A 24,464-nucleotide genomic window follows, 5' to 3' on the forward strand; every position below is an offset into this window, starting at 1 on the left:
TTTCGTATTCCAGTAAAATATTCTGTTTTGAACAAAACTTACTTAAAACTATCGTTAGACCTCGATTTCGTATTAATTGCCATTACCGCATCTTTAAAGGATTATGTACTTTGTCATAAAATAAATACAAGCTTAAATTTTGGATTTGAGAAGATTGACGACCATGAAGTTTACTTTAATATTGACGAAGAGCCCTTATCTTTTTCCAAATATTACTACTTTGTGGAGCAAGGAGAGATCGAATATTACATCGTAAACAACCGAAATGCAGAAGGATTTTTAATTCCTGAGATGAAGAAAGTTGATTTTTTTATGATTATTCATCAGTATATTGATAAGGAAGATTTGAATTACATTATATCTGGAATTAATAAACTTCCTGATATTCAGGTTGCTGCGCAGATTGATCCAGCTAAATTGAAGTCGAAAGAAAATTTGATAATGTAAATTTTATGTTGAAGGTGTACAAAATACACTATATTTGATTTTACATAACCAAACAGATAACTTTAATAAATCAGACTGGCATCGGTTTTCTGTGTTGATAAACGCTCGTTTTGTTGGTCTGTAATAAATTTAAATAACTCAATGAAACCATTTCATTCAAGAACAAAAATCGTAGCTACATTAGGCCCAGCCTCAGCTAAACCAGAAGTTTTATATAGTATGTTTAATGCGGGACTGGATGTATGCCGCTTGAACTTTTCTCATGGTTCACAAGCGGATCACCAGGAAGTTTTGGACACCATTCGTGCACTCAATAAAAAACATAATTATAACGTCGGTATACTTGCTGATTTACAGGGTCCTAAGATTAGGATTGGTATGGTTAAGGATGGTGGTATTCAATTGGTAAACGGTGCTACAACCGTTATCACCACTAAAGAATGTATCGGTAATGAAGAACGCATTTATATCACTTATGAAAGCTTTCCGAAGGACGTTAAAGCTGGTGAGATTATCTTACTAGATGACGGTAAATTGCAGATGAGAGTTATTGAAACTAATCTTGTTGATGAGGTTTTATGTGAAATTGTTCACGGTGGAATCTTGACTTCAAGAAAGGGTGTGAACTTGCCAAATACTAAGGTTTCTATTCCTTCTCTTACAGCAGAAGATCGTAATAATTTAGAGTTTGTTCTCGAAAACGATGTAGAATGGATCGGTCTTTCTTTTGTACGTAACGCTGAGGATATTATAGAATTAAAAGATATCATCAAACAACGAGGTAAAACAGCTCGCGTAATTGCCAAGATTGAAAAACCTGAAGCAATTGCAAACATTGATGAGATTATTGCAGTTTCTGACGGTATTATGGTTGCCCGTGGTGATCTAGGTGTTGAAATGCCAATGGAAGAAGTGCCTTTGTTGCAAAAAATGATTGTGCAAAAATGTCGCGCGGCTTCTAAACCGGTAATTGTGGCTACACAGATGCTAGAAAGTATGATCACTACACCAAGGCCAACACGTGCTGAAGTGAATGATGTGGCTAACTCTGTATTGGATGGTGCTGATGCAGTAATGCTAAGCGGTGAGACCTCTGTAGGTGAGTTTCCATTGATCGTAATCGAAACTATGCAGAAAATCATCCAAAATATTGAACATAATAACTATCCTTTCCACCCTGAAAAATTCTTGAAGCATAAAGCTGATAGCTTTTTAAGTGATGCGGTTTGTGATACAGCTTGTTTCCTGGCTAAACAAACAAATGCTGCTGGTATCGTTTCGATGACATTGAGCGGCTATACAGCGTTTCAGATCTCTAGTCACCGACCAAAAGCACTTACTTACATCTTTACAAGTAACAGAAGTTTACTAAATAGCCTAAGTTTATTATGGGGTGTTCAAGGCTTTTATTATGATAAATTTGAAAGTACTGATGAAACTATTCAGGATGTAAATGACTTGCTTAAAGCGAATAAATTGATTAAAGCTGGTGATGTGATCATCAATACTGCAGCAATACCAATGGAAGCTAAAGGCAAAACGAATATGATTAAAGTTTCTGTTATTGAGTAATATTCCTTAGCATTCAAAAATTTTTCTACTTTTGCAATCCGCAAAACGGAGAGTTGTCCGAGCGGTCGAAGGAGCACGCCTGGAAAGTGTGTATACCTCACAAGGGTATCGAGAGTTCGAATCTCTCACTCTCCGCTGAATGATTAAAAGCCCAACATTGTTGGGCTTTTGTTGTTTTAAGGCTTGCTATCGGGTTTGCTAAATGCTGTGTCATTGAGTGCACAAGGTATAGAGGCTTCTAAAGAAGTTCTCCATTCTTACCTTTTCTGTGAGTAGCCGTGATGCGGTTAATGACAATAATTTTTTGGTGAACTATGTGATCAACAAAAAGTAGTTGGGATATCCGAGCGGATGGGGGATGCATAATTAAAAAGGATCTAGGGCTTGGTTTGAGGCTCTCTTACAGCGAATCTAAAGATAAACAATACAATTTAACGGAATGACGGTACTTTGGTCGCTACGATCTTATTTCCAGCTGTCGAATTCTTTTTTAGCGAATGCTCTTGCGGTAGTAGGGTCAATGTTACCTGCAATGGTAAGAAAGGCTTTTGATGGAGTAATGCTTTTTTCGTAAAAGGCTTGTACATCTTTTAGTGTTAATTGCGCTAAGGATGCTTCATTTACGGATACTGGATAATAACGATCCTGAGCTTTCAAATGCTCAATTATAGTTTGCTTTGCTTTATCAAGAGAAGATTGATTTAAAGCAGGCGTTTTTATAGACCCAGACATTACGGATAGTGCTTTGTTAAAATCTGTAGCTAATGATGCCAGATTGCCACCTTTGTCATCGAAACTTATTCCTGTTTCAGCTTCGCTTGCAGTTTCGTTTAACATCAGGTTTAATATGTTTTGGGCTGGAGCATTATTTTCATCCACCGTTTCGTTGTCAACAGTAAAGCTCGAGTAAATTTTATCTGTTCCGGTGTTCTCTGCAACAATAACCGTCATGCCATTGCTTAATTTAAAGCTTACGGGGTTATTCATTGTTGAGGATTGTGCCTGAACGAATTGGGTGGCAAATAATGCAATTGTTGCAATAAATAATTTTTTAGTAGTTAGCATCGCGGGTAGTATTTGTTAAAATGATGAGTTAAAGTTACATTAGGTATTTGGCCCTTGAAATGAAGAATAGGCAGAAAGGCAGATGGGCCCGATGAAATGCATTTTCGTCGTGTTCATTTTGTTCATTGATGTGACGTTCTGCGTATTATACCTATTTTTAGCGCAATCATTCTCCATACTAAATGAACTGCTTAATTGTTGATGACAATATTATAGCGTTAACTATCATTAAAAAACTAATCAGCCTGGACGCTACACTTTCTGTGGTGGGAGAGTGCTTTAGTGCGATTGAAGCTTATGAGCAAATCCAGCTAAATGAGATAGATATTTTGTTTCTGGATATAGAAATGCCAGATATGAATGGCATAGAGTTGGTTAAATGCCTGGGTGAGAAGCGACCTATGGTTATTATTACTACTTCTACAACAGATTACGCTGCGGAAGCCTTTGATCTCAATGTCGTAGATTTTTTGATAAAACCAGTTAGGCCTGCCCGGTTTTTGATGGCGGTAGAAAAAGCCCGAAAGATAATGGTGGTAAAAAGTCTGGCCTTGCCAGATCAAGCAGATGAATTTGTATTTATACGGGAATCTAACGTGGTTCGTCGATTAAAAATAAGCGATATTTTATATATGGAGGCCAGGGGTGATTATGTTAAAATCAACGTCCCTGGCCATACTTATGCTATCCACTCTTCATTAAAATCGGTAGCAGAAAAGCTATCCAAAAACACCTTTTTAAGGGTTCATCGCTCATTTGTTGTCAATGTAAGCAAGATTGATACGGTGGAGGGTGGAATGCTTGTCATTAACCAAAATATCGTACCGGTGTCTGATGCTTACAGAGCTGTCTTGTATAATCGAATGTTGTTCCTTTAATGATTGGCTATATTTTTATCCATAAATAAAACACAGCGGCCAATGTAGCGCCTACAATAGGTCCAATAACAGGGATCCATGAATATCCCCAATTGTTGCCCCCTTTTCCTGCTACAGGCAATATCGCGTGCATAATTCTTGGCCCAAGATCCCTTGCAGGATTGATGGCGTACCCAGTAGTGCCACCAAGAGACAAACCGATTACCCAAACCAAAAAGGTTACTGGTAATGCACCAATGGAGCCTAATCCAATTGGATTCTTATCTGCACCCATTTCTGCACCTGTGAAGTGGAATATAACAAAGATCAGGACAAAAGTTCCGATGATCTCACTGATCAGGTTGGAAACCGTATTAGGGATGGCGGGCGCCGTGCAGAAAGTGGCGTGCTTTGCTCCCTTATCTTCTGTACCCGCATAGAAGTCCTTAAACAGCAACCAAACCAGGAAGGAGCCCAGCATGGCACCGATAAACTGTGCTGCGATATAGGTCGGGGCATCCGCCCAGCTAAATTTTCCGGCTACAGCCAGACCGATGGTTACGGCAGGGTTTAGGTGGGCGCCACTGTATGGGGCGGCGATAACCACGCCTACAAATACCGCAAGGGCCCAGGCGGTAGTGATCACCATCCATCCGGCATTATTCCCTTTGGTTCCTTTCAAAACCACGTTGGCAACAACTCCGTTGCCCAATAAAATCATAAACATAGTGCCAATAATTTCGGCTGCAAATGGAGACATATGGATTAAGTTTATTGTGTTTAAATATCTTAGTTTTCGGCAGCAGCTTTTGCAGCTTTTACAGCTTTGTTCCAGCCTTTAATTCGTTCAGGAATGTGATCCGTTTTTCCAGCATTGAAATTTTTGTCAATTTTCCATTGTCCGCTAATGTCGTCCATACTATCCCAATATCCAACAGCCAGTCCCGCTAGATAAGCTGCGCCTAATGCGGTTACTTCGGTTACTTTTGGTCGGATTACAGTTGTGTCAAGTAAGTCGGCCTGGAACTGCATTAACATATCATTTGCCGTGGCACCACCGTCTACCCTTAATTCTTTAATGCTGTGCCCCGAGTCGGCCTCCATCGCTTTAAGTACTTCCATTGTTTGAAAAGCTATACTTTCTACCGCCGCCCTTGCCAGGTGTGAGGCCGTTGTGCCCCGAGTAATGCCGGTTATAGTCCCACGTGCATCCTGATCCCAATGCGGGGCTCCAAGTCCGGCAAATGCAGGTACCAGGTATACTCCTCCAGTGTCTGGAACTTTAAGCGCCAGTTCTTCTACTTCGGCAGATGTTTTGATAATACCCAAGCCATCTCTTAGCCATTGTACAACTGCACCACCAATAAAAATACTGCCTTCTAAGGCATACTGTACTTTTCCGTTTATTTTCCAAGCGATAGTAGTTACCAGATTGTTTTGTGAAACGATGGGTTTATCACCAATATTCATTAGCATAAAACAACCCGTTCCGTAGGTGTTTTTCACCATTCCTACCTGCGTGCACATTTGCCCGAATAAGGCTGCTTGCTGATCGCCAGCAATTCCCGCAATAGGAATTTTTGCAGCAAGTACATTGCCGGTGGTTTCTCCGTAAACCTCGCTGGATGATTTAACTTCTGGAAGGATATTTCTTGGAATATCAAAAAGATCCAGTAATTCCTGATCCCAATCCAAGGTGTGAATGTTGTATATCATTGTTCTTGATGCATTACTGACATCAGTTACGTGTACTCTTCCGTCGGTTAGGTTCCATATCAACCAGGAGTCGATAGTTCCAAACGCGATGTCTCCAGCAGCAGCTTTTTCTCTAGCCCCCGGTACATTGTCAAGAATCCATTTGATTTTGGTGGCAGAAAAATAAGCATCTAAAATAAGGCCTGTTTTTTCTTGTATATTTTTAGCCATTCCCTTGGCTTTAAGCTCATCGCAATAACCAGATGTGCGCCTGTCTTGCCATACAATGGCATTGTACAAAGGTTCTCCAGTTTTTCTATCCCATAATACAGTGGTTTCACGCTGATTGGTAATGCCTATTGCAGCAATATTGGTCGGTGTAATGCCTGCTTTTACTATCGCTTCTGTTGCTACAGAAATTTGACTGGTCCAGATTTCACTGGCGTTATGCTCTACCCATCCTGGTTGAGGATAGATTTGTTCAAATTCCTTTTGTGCGATGGAAACAATGCTTCCTTCCTTATTAAATACAATCGCCCTTGAACTTGTGGTTCCCTGATCAAAGGATAAAATAAATTTGCTCATAATTTATAATTACAATGATGTGTAATAAAACGTAAGTATAAACAATCATTATCGAAAGTAAAAGACGCAATTTGAAATTATAAAAAAAAGCATCCCGTATGGAATGCTTTTCTGGATTAACAGGGAATAGTTATCCTCCTTTAAATAAAACCTTAATGACCTTCGCGTTTGCGTTGGTTATCTCTGTTGGAGGTTTGGTCGGAACGCTGACCCCCTCCGTTTGAAATGCCTTGCTGTTTCTTGTCTTGTTTTGTACTGTGGAACATTCGATCGGATGTTGTTTTACCTTGATCACTTCCACTGTGCTTTTGTGTGGGTTGATTTTTCATAGTAATGAATGATAATATGAATACTACACTTATAACAAAATAGGCAATGATATGTTTTGTAAAAAAGGCGCCTTTACCATGAGTGATGATAAAGGCGCCTTTTTTTATGAGCGTAAAATTAGAATTTCACACCGAAACCTAGAGAGAAGACCTGATTTTTAAACTCAGGAGTTTCATTTGAGCCATCTTCGTTGTTTTTCTGGAAATCTAAGGCGTAACGACCATGGATATCGATCTTATTGTTGATGTCATATCTAAAGCCAATAAGTCCGCCGACAAGACTCTTTTTAAATCGATCAGATTTGTCTTCAATGATCTCCTGCTCTACAGTCCCTATACCATTCTCAAATTTATTCTTTGTAGAAAGTAAGAAGGACACTTGTGGACCTACTACTAGGTTTAAGCCACTTCCACCAAGATTAATACTGGCTAAAATTGGAATATCGATGAAACTGGTTGTTGTTGTGTAGTCCCCAAATGTAGTTTCAGCTTTGTATCCTTTGGTCGAATAAAGTAATTCAGGCGTAAATGCTAAACCTTTAATCAGGTTGATATCTAAAGTGACACCTGCATTAAAACCAGGATTTACTTTTGTTTTAAAATCGTTGTTACCATCATCTTTGATAATGTTTGGAAGGTTTAAACCTGCTTTTACTCCCAATCTAATTGGGGCTTGTGCATTGGCAGCACCTGCTGCAAATAGGCCTAGAGCCAAAATGATTAACTTTTTCATAATTATGTGTTTTTAATACACCAGTAGTTGAAAGAAATGTGCCAACTTTATATGGGTAGAATATTTTTTTCTTATAAATGGCCCTAAACGGTATGTATAGCTGTTAATTAGCCGATTTAATTCAACTCGATCATCAATGATGAGCATAGAGTTATTGACTTTCACATTGTATCAAATTTGATACAATGTATGGTGGGCTTCAAAATTCCTGGGGTATTCTCTTTATACATGATTGCTCAAATCCATTAAAATGGAACTTTTGCTTAACTTTGAAGTTTAACCAATTGTTATACAAATGAATGTCAAGCATTTTTTTATAGTTAGTTTACTCCTGTTAACAACCCTATTTAGTGCACAGGCACAAAAGAAATCCTACTTACAAACACTAGCTGAACCTAATAAATGGGTAGACTCTGTTTTTAAACGGTTAAGTAAACGTCAAAAAATTGCGCAAATATTCTTTGTAAGGGCACATACCAATTTTGGTAAGGCTTATGAGGATTCAATAGGGAAGGTGATCAAGAAGGAGCGCATTGGTGGCTTAGTATTCTTTCAGGGCGGTCCCGCTAGACAAGCTATTTTAACCAATCAATACCAGTCCTTGGCCAGAGTTCCATTATTAATTACCTCTGATGGCGAATGGGGATTAGGAATGCGTTTGGATAGCACCATCTCTTATCCATATCAAATGGCACTGGGTGCGGTTCAAAATAAGGATCTCCTTTATAAAATGGGGGTTGAAGTAGCGAAGGATTATCAACGTATTGGAATGCACATGAATCTTGCGCCTGATGTGGATGTGAACAATAATCCTAAAAACCCGGTGATCAACTTCCGTTCCTTTGGGGAGAACAAATATAATGTAGCCACTAAGGCGGCAGCTTATATGAAAGGGATGCAGGATGGGGGATTGCTAGTTAGTATCAAACATTTTCCTGGTCATGGTGATACAGATGTGGATTCGCATTACGATTTGCCGCAATTAACATTTACAAAGACGCGTTTAGACAGTTTGGAGCTTTATCCTTTTAAAGAGTTAATTAAGGACGGAGCTGCTGGTGTAATGATTGCACATATGAATATTCCGGCATTGGACAATACACCTAATATGCCATCTACTTTGTCAAAACCGATAGTTACCGGACTTTTAAAGGATGAACTAGGTTTTAAAGGCATTGTTATTTCTGATGCAATGGGTATGAATGGGGTGGTTAAGAATTTTAAAAACGGCGAAGCTGATGTGATGGGTATTATTGCTGGTAATGACATTATAGAGTTGTCTGAGAACAGTGCAAGAGCTATAAAATTGGTGCGTAAAGCGATTAGAGCAGACAGGATTAGCATGGCACAGATTGATGAAAGCGTTAAAAAGATCCTTGCAGCTAAATATTGGGCAGGTTTAAACGTTAAGAAGAGCATTGATGAGCAGAATGTAGTGGCCGAAGTAAATCGTCTGGAAAGTTTGGCATTGCTGCAGCAACTGGCAGAAGCGTCTATGACTATGCTAAGAGGAAAAAATAACATTCAACAACTTAAAGCAGAGCAGCGTACCGTAATTATCAGCATCGGCACTCCCGAGGTTACAACTTTTCAACGCGAACTTGGTGCTTACTATAAAAACGCTATTTTCTATACTTTGGATAAAAATGCGAATGCCAATGCAATTGCAAAGGTGTTAAGAGACCTTAAGGCATTTGATCAAATTATTATTGGTATTCATGATACCCGTACACGTCCGGGCAACGGAATGGTATTGAGTGCTGATCTAAATATGTTTGTAAAAGATATGGCGCTAAGTAATGCGGTTTTCGCTTTATTTGCCAATCCATATAACTTAGCCGCATTACCAGGGCTAGAGCAAAGTAAAGGCTTGATTATTGCTTATCAGAAAGAGGACTTTATGCAAAAGGCAGCGGCTGGGGTGATCAAAAATCAAATAATCGCTACAGGAAAGCTACCAGTTACTGTAAATAGCTTCTTTAACTATGGAGACGGACTTTAAAATACTATTGTGCAATTTTTAGACATACATACACATCAGGAAGGGAGGGAAGACGGAGTTAGGCGTATACTTAGTCTTTCTTTAACCAGAGGTATGCGCGTCGTATTGCCAGAAGACCAGGAACTTTCATTAGGATTACATCCTTGGTTTGCGACAATGGAGCATCTGGATGAAGATTATTTAAAACTTGCTGAGACGGCAAAAGAAACCCGGGTTAAACTGATTGGTGAGTGTGGTTTAGACAGATTGAAAGGGGAAAGCCTGGAAAATCAGCTGATTATTTTGAGGAAACAGCTCAGGTTGGCCAATGAGATTCATAAGCCTGTTATTCTTCATTGTGTAAGGTGTTTTGACGAATTGATGTCTTTACAAAAGGAAATGAAAGTCAGTGTGCCTCTTATTGTCCATGGGTTTAACAAGGATGAAGAATTGGGGCAGAAATTGTTGGACAAAGGGTTTTACCTTTCTTTTGGTAAGGCGATACTACATGCCGATTCGGGAGCTGCGGACTTGGTTAAACACACAGATATGTTCTTTTTGGAAACAGATGCTGCTGACTGTAGCATACAGGAAATTTATCAAGCTGCTGCAAATTTGAAAAATACTACTCTAGAGGAGATGAAAGCGCTTATTTTTGCCAACTGGAAAAAAATAATGCTTATTTAATATGTCTGATTTAAACTGGTTGTCACGCTCTGCTCTACTGATTGGAAATGAGGGAATAGATCTTTTGCAACAAAAACATGTACTGGTGGTAGGATTAGGAGGTGTGGGTTCTTTTGCTGCAGAGTTTATATGTCGATCTGGTGTTGGGGAGATGACAATTGTAGACGGGGATGTTGTTGATCCGAGTAATAGAAATCGGCAGCTGCCAGCTTTGGCTACCAACCATGGTCAGCATAAAGCCGATATTATGAAAGAGCGCTTATTGGCCATTAATCCGGATCTTAAATTACATGTTATACAGGACTTTTTAACTCCTGAAAGATGTAGTGCGCTAATGGAGCATCATTTTGATTATGTGATGGATTGTATAGATAGCCTTAGCCCTAAAATTGTCCTATTGTCTAAAGCATTAGAGAAGAACGTACCCATCGTGAGTTCGATGGGGGCTGGGGGCAAAATGGATCCTACTTTGCTCAGGGTAACCTGGCTCCCGGATACCTATCAATGCGTTTTTGCATCAGATATACGAAAAAGATTAAAGCTACTTGGAAACTATAGTCAAATCAAAGCAGTCTTTTCTACGGAAGCGGTGATAAAAGATTCTTTGGTGATGACCGATGGTAGTAATTTTAAGAAATCTGCCTATGGGACTATGTCGTACATTCCGGCGGCCTTTGGCGGGGTCTGCGCTTCCGTGGTGATCAGGGACCTGTTAGGACAAGCCATCACTATGGCCGAAAGACCACCAAGGATTGCAGTAAAAAAGAAACGCTGATCTACAGCTTCTATTTATTATTTTCGGGTTTAAGGGCGGCAACTGTCCATCCCTTTAAAAATTCCATTACTTTTTTTACACTGTGCCCCTTTCCTTCTTCCAGATAGGCAGAGTTTTGGATGTGAATTACTTTACCGTTTCCATCAAGAATTACAAATACAGGGAAACCAAAACGGCCGGGATAACCTAAGCTAGCCATTACAGCAGGGTTTTTATTCTCTGGGCTATAGTTTACCAGTACAGTTTCGTAGTTACTGTTTAAATAATCTTTCAATTCAGGCGTAGCGTCAACCAGCTTATGAAAAGCAATACACCAGCTGCACCAATTGCCGCCAACCTGGATAAATACGTGTTTACCTTCCTTTTTTGCTTTTGCTACGGCGGCATCAATGTCGGCCTTTGCATTGGCTTTAGGGTTGTAAATCGTTATAGGTTCTTTTTTAACAGGTGCTTTATCCTGTGCTAATGCTGTGCTGGATATGGCTATAAACGCCAGTAAAACTAAAGCTAGTTGTTTCATCTTTTTAAATTTATATACAATTTTAAGTATTTATCTTTCAAGTATGGTAATGTAATTATCATGAAGCATATGCCGCTAAACTATTATTTTGTCTGCCGATGTTATAAAATATTAATAGCTTTACCTAATGCCTCAACAGCCTTTAAAAATATTACAAGCATCTGCCGGATCCGGTAAAACATTCAGTTTAACAGCGCATTATTTAACCCTTTTGTTATCGGGTGAAACCAAGTATCGCGAAATTCTGGCTGTAACTTTTACAAATAAAGCTACAGAAGAGATGAAAAGTCGGATTATGGAGGTGTTGAAAGGTTTTGCTGAGGGAGATCCGTCAAAAAAGATCAACGACTACAGAGAGATCGTCTTAAAAGGACATCCCGATATGGATGCGGCAAGTTTAAAACAGAAATCTGATAAAATATACCGCAAGATTTTACATGACTACGGCCGGTTCTCAGTGAGTACCATAGATGGTTTTGTGCAGAAAGTGATTCGGGGTTTTGCCTTTGAGCTAGGTTTGGATGCAGGTTATGGCCTGGAGATGAATTATGATAAGGTAAAGAATGAATTGGCCGAGCGATTGGATAAAGCTTTGGATAAAAATCCTGTTTTATTGCAGTGGATCATTGATCTGGCCTTAGATCGGATCAATAATAATTTGAGCTGGAATTATCGTAGGGAGCTAATTGATTTGGCTAATGAGATTTTCAAAGAACGGTATCAACCCTTTGAAAATGCAATTAAGGAGCTGGGAGAATCGGCTGACTTGGATGCCCTTTTTAAGGATTACAATAAGGTTACCCGGCTCGGAATGGAGACCTTTGAAAGCACCATTAAGGAACTAGCGGAGCAAGCTCAACAGATTTTTGAGGTGGAAGGGATAGAGGTATCCAGCTTGAAAGGCAAGTCACGATCACCATTAAACAACCTGCCGAAAATAGCTGCAGGGGATTTAAGTAAAATATCTAGCCTGCTAAAGATAGTCGATCAGCCTGAGGAGTGGTTTCAAAAGGGTGAAGAAAGTGGTGCTTATTCGGAGTTGAACCCTGTTTTGTCAAAACTGGTAAATATTTATCAGGATGGATTAGCGGGGTATTTACTGGCTCAGGCATTCAATAAGAATTTATATTACCTACGCTTGATGCAGGAAATGGCTGTTTTGTTGAAAGATTATAGAGACGAAAGTCCAAATCTGTTAATCAGTGATGCACAGACCCTATTAAAAGGGATAACCGATGATGCAGATGATAACCCATCTTTCATTTGGGAAAAGATGGGCAATCGATACCGTAATTTTCTATTTGATGAGTTTCAGGATACTTCGGCCAATCAGTGGGGTAGCTTTAAATCGTTGCTTAGCAACTCTATCGCCTCGCCTAGTGGCAAACTGATTGATCACCTAATTGTAGGCGATACTAAGCAGTCAATTTATCGTTGGCGAAATGGCGATTGGAACATGCTTCACCAACAGGCAAAGCTGGATATTAAAGCAGAAAATGTACTGGAAGACAGTTTGGAAGAGAACTACCGGAGTACATTAAATATCATTGAGTTTAATAACTACTTATTTAAGGAACTGCCAGAATTGATGCAGGTCAATTTGAATGGGACCATTGCCGAACAGGATGTCGCCGAGGTTTTAAATTGGTGGCAAGAGCAAGGTTTTGATCATATTGTAACCGATGTTTATGCTGAAGCAAGACAGAAAACTACGCCATTTACACTGGATGGCGGAACGATTAACTTTAATGTTTTAAAGGAAGATGCGGAAGGCAATACATTAACTAAGACTACTTTTAGGGATTTGGCGTTAGCTAAAATGATGGCAGAGCTGGATATCCTTATTAAGGATAAAAATTATAAACTGAAGGATATTTGTGTGTTGGTTCGTTCTAACTCGGAAGCTGTGGCTGCGGTAGAAGCACTAATGGAACAGGGCATTGATGTGATTTCGGGAGAAGCTTTATTGCTGAATAACAATAGTGCAGTAAAACTAATCATCAACACTTTGCAGGTAATGGGTGGATTGTCGGAAAATACTGCACTGTATAAAGCAAACTGCATTAGTTTGTATGCCAATTTACAGGAAAAACCGGTTGAACCCCATCATTATTTCTCATTAAAGTTTAAAAATCTGACGCAGCTTGCGGATCTGTTGCCTGCCGATTTGTGTGCGGATTGGCAAACCTGGATGCAGCAGCCTTTGCCGGCGCTATTAGAAAAAATTATAGCCGCTTATGGTTTGGGCGAAAGCAAGCATGTCGCCAACTTACCCTATCTGTTTGCTTTACGCGATTTAACGGGTCGTTTTGCTTTGCATGGAGAGAAAGGCATTGCCGCATTTTTAGCTTTTTGGGACGAAGAGGGGGCCAGGAAAACCTTGCCTTCGCCAGATAATGCTGATGCTGTACAGGTAATCACTATTCATAAATCTAAAGGTTTGGCATTTAGGGCTGTGATGCTGCCATTTTGCAATTGGGATATTAATGGTAAACCTAATGGCATTTTCTGGGTTCCGGCATCTGATACCCCTTATCATCATTTGCACAGTATTCCTTTAAAATACAATAAGGAGCTTGGTCGTTCCAGTGTAGCTAAGCCTTACTTTGAGGAATTGCTTTATAACAATATGGATGCTTTAAATATGCTTTATGTGGCTACAACCCGCTCCAAAGAATATTTGTACATCAGTACCATGGGTAAAAAGACCGATACAATTACCAATATAGGTGATTTGCTAAGTAAGGTTTTTTCCGATCAGCTATCGGAGGAAGGTAATTATGTGATAGATGGGGCGGTGCTCGATCGACCTGAAAAAGACACGGCTATACAACAGATAGAAATGGATTATTACCCAGTTTCTGATCGATTGAGTCAAGTGTTTGATGCCAATTTAAAGCGAAGAGAAATAGATTTGTTAACGGGTGAAAGTGCTGGTAGGACAGGAACGATCCTTCATGAGGTATTGGCTGGAGCGAGCGATGTAGCAGCGGTGGATTCTGTTTTGCAGACCTTGTTATTGGAAGGTATTTTTAAGGAAGAAGAATTGCCGTTTTTAAAGGCTCAGGCTGTTGCCGTTTTACAGCATGAAGGTTTACAAGAGATATTGGGCAAGAGTGAGCAGAGCTTAAACGAGCGCAGTATTATAGATACGAAAGGCAAAAGTTACCGACCTGATAAGGTGTTGGTGAATGGCAATGAGGTCACAATAGTTGATTATAAATTTACACAGCAAGAAAGCGACAAACATATTGAACAGGTTAGCCATTATAAAGCCTTATTGATGGCTATGGGCTATACGAACGTAAAAACCTATTTGTTTTATGCGCTAAGTGGACAATTAAAACTGGTTTAAGATGAGTAAGGAATTGAATATAAAACCATTTTTAAGAGAAGTGGCCGAGGATTTGGTAACGCAGCTGGGCGACAACCTGCAACACGCTGCCATTATTTTTAACAACAAGCGTCCGGTGGCCTACTTACAGGATCATTTGGCAAAAATCATCAATAAGCCTTTTTGGAGTCCTTCTTTCTTTACTATTCAGGAGTTTTTTGCTTTGTCTTCCGAATTAAAGGTGGCAGATGCCTTTACGCAGTTTTTTACTTTATATCAGAAATACAATGAGCTGGTATTGCAAAATGGCGAAGCCAAGATAGATCCAGCTAAGTTTTATCCCATTGCCCGGATTATTTTGAGTGATTTTGCTCAAATCGACAATGACCTGGTGAATGCCGGGAAGTTATTTGAACAACTGGAAGATTTTGCAGAAGTAGATTATCAATTTGATTATTTAAGTGAGGAGCAACAGGAATTTTTAAAGGGCTTCTGGAGTTCTTATTCCGAAGGAAAGCATAAAAAACAGCAAGAACAGTTTATTAAGATGTGGGGGCGAATGCCTGACTTGTACCATGGTTATCATGAAGCCTTGAAAGAGAAGGGCCTAACCACTATGGGGCATATTTACCGACAGTTGGCTGAAGGGAAAGCAGGGCTGCCAAACTTTACAGGCACTTATCCAAAATTGGTATTTGTAGGTTTTAATGCCTTAAGTAGGGCCGAGGCTGTGGTTTTTAAGCGTTGGCAGGATCAGGCAAAAACCTTGTTCTACTTTGATACGGATACGTATTATATGAAGGATACGTTGCAGGAGGCAGGGCTGTTTTTAAGAAAGAACTTTGAGGTAAATGGTTTGCTGAATGCTTTAGGAGCAAGTAAAAGCCTGATCAAAGCGAATCCTAAAACTGTAAATGTTTATAAAACCCAAGGGCAGGTTGCACAGGCAAAAATACTGAGTACTGCGCTTCAGGCCGATTATCCGCTATTAAAAGCGGAAGACAATGCCGGTAAGATTGCGCTTATCCTTGCAGATGAAAGTCTGCTTTTACCTGTATTGCAAACTATACCCACGCATTATCATGATGGTGCTGAAAAGCATCCTATAAATATAAATGTGACGATGGGGTACCCATTGGTGGCTTCGTCCATTTTTGGTCTGGCGGATTTGTGGCTAAGTGTACAAGCGCAATTGATCCAGGGAGAAAAAGATACAGTGTATCACAGGGAGGTTGAAGCCTTCTTGTCTCATCCGCTTACGGGAATTACTGAATTGACACGTAGCAAGATTCAGCAAAAATTGCTGGCAGAACAATTGGCTGAAGTGCCTTTGTCGAGGTTAAAAGCCCAAAAGGGATTGCTGGCAATGTTTTTTACCAAAGTTGAAAATAGTGCCGAAGCAACGAATACGTTGCAGGCCATTTTTAAGCATATCCTTGAACAGCAGTTGGCCCATAAAACCCTGCGCCAAACGGAGGCCGATTTGTTTGTGGCGACCATTAAAGAGCTTAACCGACTGCACGATGCTTTAAATACTTATTTGCCCGGCTTAAATAGTCCAAAGGAGCTATCATTTATTTTGTCGCTTATCCAAAAAGCAGTGCAGGGGATCGCTGTTCCTTTAACGGGAGAACCACTTCAAGGTATTCAGGTGATGGGATTGTTGGAAAGTCGAAGCCTTGATTTTGATCAGGTCTATATTTTAGGGGTTAATGAGGGGTTGCTGCCTCAGACTAGTGTCTCGCCAAGTTTTATTCCGGATAGCATCCGCAGAGCCTATGGTTTACCTGTTCTTGAAAATCAGGATGCCATTTCAGCTTATATGTTTTATCGTTTGCTGCAGCGCTCCAGTAAGGTGAGCTTGGTTTATAATGCGCAGGCAGATGATACCAATACCGGGGAGCCAACACGTTTTTTGAGGCAACTCGAATACGAAAGTGGTTATACTTTTAACTATTTGGAGCATAAGCAAAGTATCTCTACAGAACAAAAAAGGCCAGTTATCATCCATAAAGATGAAAAGGTGATGGCTGTACTCAATAAATACCTAACGGGTGAAACACAATTGTCGGCATCGGCCTTAACGTCTTATGTGAATTGTCCGCTGCAGTTCTTTTATAAATACGTGGCCAGGATAGAGGAGCCAAAAGAGATTTCGGAAAATCTGGAAGCCAATTATATTGGTTCGATGTTGCACTTCGTGTTGGAGACTTTTTACGGTGATTTGATGGCCGAGGATAAGGTCATAACCAAGCAGCGGATAGCGGAATATCGTAAAAAAATCCCACAGTTGGCTGTAAAAGCCTTTGCGCAGGTGATGTTTGAAAATGAAAACCATCAGGTAAGTCATAATGGAATGCAGAAGGTTGTGCTGGCTATTGTTGAGGAATATGCCAACCTGATTTTAGATTATGACGAGAATGAAGCTCCTTTTGAGGTTTTGGCCTTAGAGAAAAAGGATAAGGTCGATTTTAAATTTAAGGTTAATGGGGTAGAGCAGACGATCATTTTGCATGGAATCATCGATCGTATAGATCGTAAAAATGGGATTACGCGTATTGTAGACTATAAAACGGGTAGCGATATTTTGCGGTATAGTAATTTAGCTGATGTTTTTGATACCAACAGTAACAAACAAAACAAGGCCCTAATCCAGACGCTATTTTATACTTATGTATTTGAACGGGCAAATGCGCTTGAACAGGTTGAGCCTAACTTGTATAGTATCCGCAACATGCGCAAGGAAGGTACATTTTTTATAGAAGGCAAAGAGAAGCTAAAGCTAAATGGAGTAAAGCTGGAAAGCATAAAAGAGGAGTTTATTGGTTTCTTAGAAGGTAAACTTGCCGAGTTGTTTGATGAAAGTCAGCCCTTTGTGCCAACAGAGAATGAAGCCGGTTTTGCATTTTCTCCATATTTAACTCTGTGTGGAATGTAAAATGCCAAATTATTTTAGCCGATTTGAGGCTTCTAAAGGGTAATTAAAACACTACTTTATAATTGCATTACAATACTTATATTTGTGCCAGTTAATATTTGAATATACAATGAGAGAGATTCAATTTAGAGAAGCTTTGCGTGAAGCCTTAAGCGAAGAAATGCGTAAAAATGAAAACGTTTTCCTTATGGGCGAGGAAGTTGCGCAGTACAATGGCGCTTATAAAGTTAGTCAGGGTATGCTTGATGAGTTTGGCGAGAAACGTGTAATTGATACACCGATTGCTGAGTTAGGCTTTGCCGGTATTGCTATAGGTGCTGCAATGAACGGATTAACTCCGATTGTAGAATTTATGACTTTTAACTTCTCTTTGGTTGCTATAGATCAGATCATTAATGGTGCAGCTAAAATGTTGTCTATGAGTGGCGGTCAGTTTCCTGTTCCAATCGTATTCCGTGGCCCAACAGGTAATGCAGGTCAGTTAGGTGCACAGCACTCCCAGAATTTTGAGAACTGGTATGCAAACTGTCCAGGTTTAAAAGTTGTAGTTCCTTCTACTCCTTACGAAGCTAAAGGCTTACTTAAACAAGCTATTCTTGATCCAGATCCAGTTATTTTTATGGAATCGGAAGTAATGTACGGTGATAAAGGTGAAGTTCCTGAAGAAGAATATTACCTGCCAATTGGTAAAGCCAATGTGGTAAAAGAAGGTACTGATGTAACCATCGTTACTTTTGGTAAAATGCTTACTCGCGTGGTAAACCCTGCGGTTGAGGAATTGACTAAAGAAGGAATTAGTGTTGAAGTGATCGATTTACGTACTGTACGTCCTATTGATTATGAAACAATCATTGAATCTGTTAAGAAAACCAACCGTTTAGTGGTTGTAGAAGAAGCATGGCCATTGGCTTCAATTTCTTCTGAGATTGCATTTAACGTTCAAAAGAATGCTTTCGATTATTTAGATGCTCCAATCTTGCGCATTACTTGTGCAGATGTACCATTGCCTTATGCTCCGACCCTTATTGCGGCGAGCTTACCTAACGCAGAAAAAGTGGTAAAAGCAGTTAAAGAAGTAATGTACGTGAATAAATAAAAAATTATTGCCGCTTTTCTGAGCGCATGATGATATAGGATCCTGTCGGTAATACCGGCAGGATTTTTTTTGTTAACCATAATTTATTTTAGGATGTCAATTGTTAGGTTTATTTTTGGCGGCAATTGTACGTTGGGAGATCAAACAAAATATAAATGAGCAATCATTCTAAAATCATTGCTGCTGAATTGGCAGTAACGGAAAAACAAGTTATCGCTACTATTGAATTACTGGATGGGGGAGCAACAGTTCCTTTTATTTCACGTTATCGGAAAGAGGCGACAGGAAGCTTGGACGAGGTACAGGTAGCAGGTATTCGCGACAGGTTTCAACAATTGAGGGAATTGGATAAGCGCAGAGAGGCTATTTTAAAGGCGCTTGCAGCACTAGATAAACTTAGTCCTGAATTGGAAGCGCAGATTAATGCTGCAACAAATATCGCTACCATCGAGGATATTTACTTGCCATATAAACCTAAGCGCAAAACAAGGGCTTCTGAGGCGAGGAAAAAAGGATTAGAGCCTTTGGCGTTATTTCTATTGGAACAAGGTAAGGTAGCGCCGGAAACAGAGGCAGGGAAGTTCTTAAACGATGAGCTAGGTGTAACCTCTTTGGCTGATGCACTGGCAGGGGCAAGGGATATTATTGCCGAGTTGGTAAATGAAAACGTTGAGGCGAGAACCGCTATGCGTAATTATTACCAGCAAAAGGCCGCTTTTAAGTCTGTTGTGATCAAAGGGAAAGAAGAAGAAGGAATTAAATATAAAGATTATTTTAACTGGGAAGAGTCGCTTAAAACAGCGCCATCTCACCGGGTTCTGGCTATTCGTCGTGGAGAAAATGAAGGGATTTTGAAGCTGGATGCAACTCCGGCTGAAGAAGGTGCCATTGATATCCTCGAACGTCAGTTTGTTAAAAGTAACAATGCCTGTGCTGCAGAGGTTAAATTGGCTGTTCAGGATAGTTATAAGCGCTTGCTTGGCCCTGCAATGGAGACGGAAATCAGAAGTCTTTCTAAAGAAAAGGCCGATGAAGAGGCTATTCGTGTATTTGCTGAGAATGCGCGTCAGTTATTACTTGCTGCTCCAATGGGACAGAAGGATGTGCTGGCTATTGATCCTGGTTTCCGTACCGGATGTAAGGTGGTGTGTCTGGATAAGCAAGGCAAATTATTAGAAAATACAACCATTTACCCGCACACAGGGCAGGGGAATGTTAAAAAGGCAGCAGAGACGCTTACCTCGCTTTGTGCCAAATATAATATTGAGGCTGTTGCAATTGGTAATGGTACCGCCGGAAGGGAAACTGAGGTTTTTGTTCGCGGATTAAATATTCCAGGTATTGTAGTGGTGATGGTGAGTGAAAACGGAGCCTCTATTTATTCTGCATCGGATGTGGCGCGTGAAGAGTTTCCTACACAAGATATTACGGTAAGAGGTGCAGTTTCTATTGGTCGCAGGTTGATGGATCCATTGGCTGAATTGGTGAAGATTGATCCTAAATCGATAGGTGTAGGTCAGTATCAGCATGATGTGGATCAGAGTAAATTGCAGGCTTCGCTTGATGATACGGTAATGAGCTGCGTAAATGCGGTAGGTGTTGAGTTGAATACGGCCTCTAAGCAGGTGTTGGCTTATGTGTCTGGTTTAGGTCCTCAGTTGGCACAAAACATTGTCAATTATCGCAATGAACATGGTGCGTTTAAAAATCGCGAAAGCTTAAGGAAAGTGCCACGTTTAGGTGATAAAGCATTCGAGCAGGCAGCTGGTTTCTTAAGAATTAGGGATGCGGAGGCTGTTTTAGATGCGAGTGGTGTGCATCCTGAGCGTTATGCTTTGGTGCATAAAATGGCGAGAGACTTAAATTGTAGCGTAAATCAGTTGGTTAAAGATACTGACTTGCAAAAGCAGATTAAACCTCAGCAGTATGTGAGCGAAGAAATTGGCTTGCCTACTTTAAATGATATCCTTGCTGAATTGGCTAAACCGGGAAGAGATCCACGTGAGCAGTTTGAGGTGTTTAGCTTCACTGATGGCGTAAATGAAATCGCTGATCTGAAAGTAGGAATGAAGTTGCCGGGTATTGTAACTAATATTACCAATTTCGGGGCGTTTGTAGATATAGGTGTACATCAGGATGGTTTGGTGCATACCAGTCAAATTGCTGACAAGTTTGTAGCCAATGCGAATGAGGTTGTTAAAGTACACCAAAAGGTTGAGGTTACTGTTGTGGAGGTGGATGTCGCGAGAAAGCGTATCTCTTTGTCTATGAAAAAAGAGGTAGGAGCAAAACCTAAGCAGGATCATAAAGGGAGCGGAGATAGGGCTAAGGGTTCTGGTGCCAGGTCTTTTGCGAAGCCGGATCAGCATAAAAAAGCGGTGGCTAAGCCTCAGCAAAAGTCTGGGCAAAAAGAGAAAGCATTGCCTGAAGGGGATTTGCAATTGAAATTAGAGGCGTTGAAAAATATGTTTAAAAAATAACCATTCTCTTCAGAGGCTGCATTACTTGTCGCTGAAGAAGCTCCAAGAACGCTGAGGCCTCTTCTGGGTGATTTTTTTATTCACAACACAAAGGCAGGGGTTTGACTTCTGCCTTTCGTATGTTAAAATCAATTTCATTCGGAATTTGGGATCGGTTCTGTCAGGACGAGCTGATGTTTCTGATCATAATAAGTGCAGGTCATCAATGATAAATTCACTATCCATCTATCGATTCCTGTTTCCGCACAATGCCTGCAAAAGCTGAGGTAATCCGTTTGCCCTGCCTGATGCATTTTCAAATACTTCCTAAACTTTTTCTTATTACCCACAGCAGCGACGACTAAAGGTTCATATTGTGCCTTGGAGCTTAGCTGATGGCCATTATGCCCAGAATACAGGGTATGGCTATTGGATACGTAGGTCACAAATTCTGCTACGCCTAACTCTTTGATCGCTTGAACGTACTTAGGGAAATCTGCTCCACTTTTCACTTTCTCCTGTTCCTGCTCAATCGCTTTAAGTTCCATTTTGGGTTTATTAAAATGTTTAGAATCCCTCACAACTGACATCTCATCCCATTTTTCTGTCTGTTCGTTATCTACTATTCCATCCGCTATTACTGCTCTGAATACAGCAACAGGATTGAAGGTTTTACTATTGATGATCAGGTTACCAGAAAATGTTTTTTGTATAAACTGAAATGAAAACATAGAAATGCATAAACAGCCTGGTTCTATTTCAAAACTAAGTTCCTGCGCAGGAATAACGTTATCTCTTGAACCATTTGGAATTTCAATCGACTGAATCGGACACATCGTTCTATTTCCATAAGTAAGGTCAAACATCCCCACAGCGATGTTTAGCAAGCAGGAAGTCGCTTTTGCTGGAAATTTCATGTCCTTTGAAACAAGCATTTCCGGCAATTTGATGGTCAGGATATTTCCCTCGATGCGCTGCTCAGGTTGCACAAAGAAATTATCCATTACCGGTGAATCCGCATTAAATTCAAAACCATTGAGCCGATCAAAACTGTTGGCTGTAAAATGATAAGTTTCAGATTGAGCGTTGAATGCTTGTTTCAAGGCCTTTTGTACATCCGTTCTAAAGCGATAAACCATTGTTCCATCATAAAAATCTGTGATGATCTCCGTTGTAACGCTCCGGAATTGTTCTGCCAGCGTACTGGCGATCCCAAATTGAGTTGCTGCTTTGTGTGTGTTTTCAGTTTGCTTCTCCTTTGTCAACCTGGATTTGCCTGTAACCAATTGCATGTTGCGATACTTCTTAAAAACAGCAGGTCCTATTACGCCTGTCAGGAATTTTCCGTCAAATTTTGCCATGATCTATATGTTTTTTATAAATAAACAACTGATCTAAGATAAGGTTTGGTTAGCGTACTACAAAATTTCAAGTTAAAAAAGATTAAACAGTAATCATACTCCATGTTTTTATATTAAAAGTTGGAGTATAGTTGGACTATACTTGGACTATATTTGGAGTATTATACTAGGCAGACCGATCGCTTATTTATTTTCATCCCTTAGATGGCTGAATTTCCAGTTTCCTCTTTTCCGTATATATAAACGCCGCATTTATAAATTCAATGAGTTGGGTGTAAAAGTATAGCATATCGGCATTTTCATCTCCCTCGGTAAATCTGACTGAGTTATTCACCCATCCCTTATAGAGTTGCCAAGCTTTTTCCCTGATATGATGGAGATCATTGTTATCCAAAAAGTCGACCATTGTGCTTAGAGGGTTTTCTAATTCATAGTCTGATAAATTTGCGGGCTGGTAATCCAGTTTTTTCATGATGTTTTCCATAATCTTATTTTTAAATCAGTATTGAATAGTAAAATTGGTTGCTAATTGGCGGCTGTGGCTGGATTGGCAAATTCGTTATATAACATGGCTTGTTGTGTTAACTGTGCTATCTTCTCTTCACACATTACCTTAGCAAGTGCTACAAACGCAATAATCTTATTGTATAAAAACCAGGAGTCATCTTCGGAAATGTTAAAAGTATCTTTGTATCTCGCTCTCGAATAACTTTTAAGCAATACTTCAAAAAGTCTTTCGTCATCAGGGCTACCGGATAAGAACATTTCTATGGGGGCATTTGAAAAGCAGGAGCAGAGGTGTAAAAGACGGCGTAAATTACGCATCTCTGCTCGATAGGCCAGATGCACCCTGATCAGTGCAATACAGGTTTGTTCTACAGCCTGATGCAGCATAAATATGCATACATTATGCTGTTCAATAATGTCTTACTTAGCTATTAAATGAGTGAAATTTCTAAAATAGAACAATTTGTGATTGATAAAGTGAGAGAGCTAAGACTTAAGGCGGGCATAAGTCAAGTTAACCTCTCGATAGAAATCGGGCTAAGTTCAAAATTTGTTGGTAACGTTGAAAGCAGTAAAACACCTGATAAATATAATCTAAACCACTTAAACAAGATCGCTGGTATTCTTAATTGCTCTATCAAAGATTTCTTTCCGGATCAGCCTTTACAAGGGTAAGTATTTTATCCGAAGACTTTTAGTGTTTCATCAAACGCTGCCCAGACCATGTATGGGTGAGAATCTGTATGGTATACCTCTCCGGTTGCGCTAATGCCAATAACACCGGCAAAGCCATCAATGGTAGCTAATTCCTGAAATGATTTATCACAGGCAGCTTTAAGGGTAAAGCCGTCGGTTACGCGGGTGACAATCTTAGTGGCAAGGCCGGCGCTTACAATGTCTTCGCCAACTCCTGTGCAGGAAATGGCTGCGTGTTGGTTGGCAAAGTTGCCGGCTACAGTAGCGGAGTCGCTAACGCGGCATGGGATCTCAAAGCCTTTACCTCCTGTAGAGGTTGCTGCGGCAAGGTTGCCGTATTGATCTAAAGCAACACAGCCTACTGTTCCTTTGCGTAAGGATTCGTTTTTTTTTGCTTCGTATTCTTGTTGGCGTTGCGGAGTAATGGGATTGTAGAACTCGAAACCGTTATTGCGGGCAAATGTGAGCGCGCCATCTCCGCTTAATACGCGATCATCGTAAGCCAGTAGACTTTCCGAGATCTTTATTGGGTGTTGTACGTTTTCTATATTGATGACTCCGCTAAACTTTTGGGTTATTCCATCCATAAGGGAGGCACTTAGCCGTACCTTGCCATCACTTTGTATTTGTGAACCCAGACCGGCATTAAATAGGTCATTGTCTTCCAATAATTTCGTACCAAAAACAACGGTTTCTAAGGCAGTATGTGTTTTTAGGTAGTTGTAGGATTGTTGGGTAATATCCGAAAGGGCGTCTTGTTTTGCTTTTTTCGTTTCCTGGTTGGTTGCCGACTCACTGAAAAAGCCACCATGAATAATAATTTTCAT

At 40.1% G+C, this 24,464-nt stretch carries 20 protein-coding genes and 1 tRNA gene; 12 read left to right on the forward strand and 9 right to left on the reverse strand.

Annotation, left to right across the window (positions count from 1 at the left end; all coding sequences use genetic code 11):
• Positions 1-27: 27 nt before the first annotated feature.
• From EZ444_RS06325 to EZ444_RS06335, 3 genes are all read left to right on the forward strand, one after another.
• Positions 28-447 carry an IPExxxVDY family protein gene (locus tag EZ444_RS06325; RefSeq protein ID WP_131607893.1) on the forward strand — a complete coding sequence of 140 codons (420 nt, stop codon included), beginning with the start codon at positions 28-30 and terminating at the stop codon, positions 445-447.
• A 141-nt stretch (positions 448-588) separates the two neighbouring features.
• Positions 589-2,019 (forward strand): pyruvate kinase, encoded by a 1,431-nt coding sequence (pyk, locus tag EZ444_RS06330; protein WP_131607894.1) that lies wholly within the window; start codon positions 589-591, stop codon positions 2,017-2,019.
• Between the two features lie 47 nt (positions 2,020-2,066).
• Positions 2,067-2,154, forward strand: a tRNA-Ser gene (locus tag EZ444_RS06335).
• A gap of 330 nt (positions 2,155-2,484) precedes the next feature.
• Here the strand turns inward: EZ444_RS06335 and EZ444_RS06340 are convergent.
• Positions 2,485-3,084 (reverse strand): insulinase family protein, encoded by a 600-nt coding sequence (locus EZ444_RS06340; RefSeq protein ID WP_131607895.1) that lies wholly within the window; start codon positions 3,082-3,084, stop codon positions 2,485-2,487.
• A gap of 182 nt (positions 3,085-3,266) precedes the next feature.
• Here EZ444_RS06340 and EZ444_RS06345 point away from each other — a divergent pair, with 182 nt between their 5' ends.
• A complete protein-coding gene (locus tag EZ444_RS06345) occupies positions 3,267-3,962 on the forward strand; it encodes a LytR/AlgR family response regulator transcription factor (RefSeq protein WP_131607896.1) in 696 nt (231 codons plus the stop codon).
• A 7-nt stretch (positions 3,963-3,969) separates the two neighbouring features.
• Here the strand turns inward: EZ444_RS06345 and EZ444_RS06350 are convergent, their stop codons facing one another.
• The 3 genes from EZ444_RS06350 to EZ444_RS06360 all read right to left on the reverse strand — a co-directional run bounded on the left by EZ444_RS06350 (position 3,970) and on the right by EZ444_RS06360 (position 7,283).
• Positions 3,970-4,701: an MIP/aquaporin family protein gene (locus EZ444_RS06350; protein ID WP_131607897.1), complete on the reverse strand. Its 732-nt coding sequence runs from the start codon at positions 4,699-4,701 to the stop codon at positions 3,970-3,972.
• A gap of 29 nt (positions 4,702-4,730) precedes the next feature.
• Entirely contained in the window at positions 4,731-6,221 is a 1,491-nt protein-coding gene (gene glpK, locus EZ444_RS06355) for a glycerol kinase GlpK (protein ID WP_131607898.1), read from the reverse strand.
• Between the two features lie 447 nt (positions 6,222-6,668).
• Entirely contained in the window at positions 6,669-7,283 is a 615-nt protein-coding gene (locus EZ444_RS06360; protein ID WP_131607899.1) for a porin family protein, read from the reverse strand.
• Between the two features lie 295 nt (positions 7,284-7,578).
• On the opposite strand from EZ444_RS06360, the gene EZ444_RS06365 reads away from it, so the two are divergent.
• From EZ444_RS06365 to EZ444_RS06375, 3 genes are read left to right on the forward strand one after another with little or no spacing between them, the layout of a single operon-like run.
• Positions 7,579-9,285, forward strand: a complete 1,707-nt coding sequence (locus EZ444_RS06365; protein WP_131607900.1) for a glycoside hydrolase family 3 protein — start codon at positions 7,579-7,581, stop codon at positions 9,283-9,285.
• A gap of 9 nt (positions 9,286-9,294) precedes the next feature.
• A complete protein-coding gene (locus tag EZ444_RS06370; protein WP_131607901.1) occupies positions 9,295-9,951 on the forward strand; it encodes a TatD family hydrolase in 657 nt (218 codons plus the stop codon).
• A gap of 1 nt (position 9,952) precedes the next feature.
• A complete protein-coding gene (locus tag EZ444_RS06375) occupies positions 9,953-10,726 on the forward strand; it encodes a tRNA threonylcarbamoyladenosine dehydratase (RefSeq protein ID WP_131607902.1) in 774 nt (257 codons plus the stop codon).
• 10 nt (positions 10,727-10,736) lie between these two features.
• Here EZ444_RS06375 and EZ444_RS06380 read toward each other — a convergent pair whose 3' ends face one another.
• Positions 10,737-11,246, reverse strand: a complete 510-nt coding sequence (locus EZ444_RS06380) for a thioredoxin family protein (RefSeq protein WP_131607903.1) — start codon at positions 11,244-11,246, stop codon at positions 10,737-10,739.
• 127 nt (positions 11,247-11,373) lie between these two features.
• On the opposite strand from EZ444_RS06380, the gene EZ444_RS06385 reads away from it, so the two are divergent.
• The 4 genes from EZ444_RS06385 (at position 11,374) to EZ444_RS06400 (ending at position 21,094) form a co-directional block, all read left to right on the forward strand.
• The gene (locus EZ444_RS06385; RefSeq protein ID WP_131607904.1) at positions 11,374-14,601 is read left to right on the forward strand and encodes a UvrD-helicase domain-containing protein; all 3,228 of its coding nucleotides are present in this window, start codon (positions 11,374-11,376) and stop codon (positions 14,599-14,601) included.
• Position 14,602: 1 nt separating this feature from the next.
• A complete protein-coding gene (locus EZ444_RS06390; RefSeq protein ID WP_225874651.1) occupies positions 14,603-17,518 on the forward strand; it encodes a PD-(D/E)XK nuclease family protein in 2,916 nt (971 codons plus the stop codon).
• 109 nt (positions 17,519-17,627) lie between these two features.
• Entirely contained in the window at positions 17,628-18,614 is a 987-nt protein-coding gene (locus EZ444_RS06395; RefSeq protein ID WP_131607905.1) for a pyruvate dehydrogenase complex E1 component subunit beta, read from the forward strand.
• Between the two features lie 155 nt (positions 18,615-18,769).
• A complete protein-coding gene (locus tag EZ444_RS06400; protein ID WP_131607906.1) occupies positions 18,770-21,094 on the forward strand; it encodes a Tex family protein in 2,325 nt (774 codons plus the stop codon).
• 134 nt (positions 21,095-21,228) lie between these two features.
• Here the strand turns inward: EZ444_RS06400 and EZ444_RS27575 are convergent, their stop codons facing one another.
• From EZ444_RS27575 to EZ444_RS06415, 3 genes are all read right to left on the reverse strand, one after another.
• Complete coding sequence (locus EZ444_RS27575) at positions 21,229-22,434, reverse strand: DUF1398 domain-containing protein (RefSeq protein ID WP_225874652.1); 1,206 nt, start codon at positions 22,432-22,434, stop codon at positions 21,229-21,231.
• Between the two features lie 193 nt (positions 22,435-22,627).
• Positions 22,628-22,918 (reverse strand): hypothetical protein, encoded by a 291-nt coding sequence (locus tag EZ444_RS06410; RefSeq protein WP_131607907.1) that lies wholly within the window; start codon positions 22,916-22,918, stop codon positions 22,628-22,630.
• Positions 22,919-22,959: 41 nt separating this feature from the next.
• Positions 22,960-23,358, reverse strand: coding sequence for a HEPN domain-containing protein (locus EZ444_RS06415; RefSeq protein ID WP_317130119.1), 399 nt, complete (start codon positions 23,356-23,358; stop codon positions 22,960-22,962).
• An 18-nt stretch (positions 23,359-23,376) separates the two neighbouring features.
• Here EZ444_RS06415 and EZ444_RS06420 point away from each other — a divergent pair, with 18 nt between their 5' ends.
• Positions 23,377-23,616, forward strand: a complete 240-nt coding sequence (locus EZ444_RS06420; RefSeq protein ID WP_131607909.1) for a helix-turn-helix domain-containing protein — start codon at positions 23,377-23,379, stop codon at positions 23,614-23,616.
• A 5-nt stretch (positions 23,617-23,621) separates the two neighbouring features.
• Here the strand turns inward: EZ444_RS06420 and EZ444_RS06425 are convergent, their stop codons facing one another.
• Positions 23,622-24,464 carry an isoaspartyl peptidase/L-asparaginase gene (locus EZ444_RS06425; RefSeq protein WP_131607910.1) on the reverse strand — a complete coding sequence of 281 codons (843 nt, stop codon included), beginning with the start codon at positions 24,462-24,464 and terminating at the stop codon, positions 23,622-23,624.

It is taken from the genome of Pedobacter hiemivivus (assembly GCF_004331685.1).
GTDB lineage: Bacteria > Bacteroidota > Bacteroidia > Sphingobacteriales > Sphingobacteriaceae > Pedobacter > Pedobacter hiemivivus.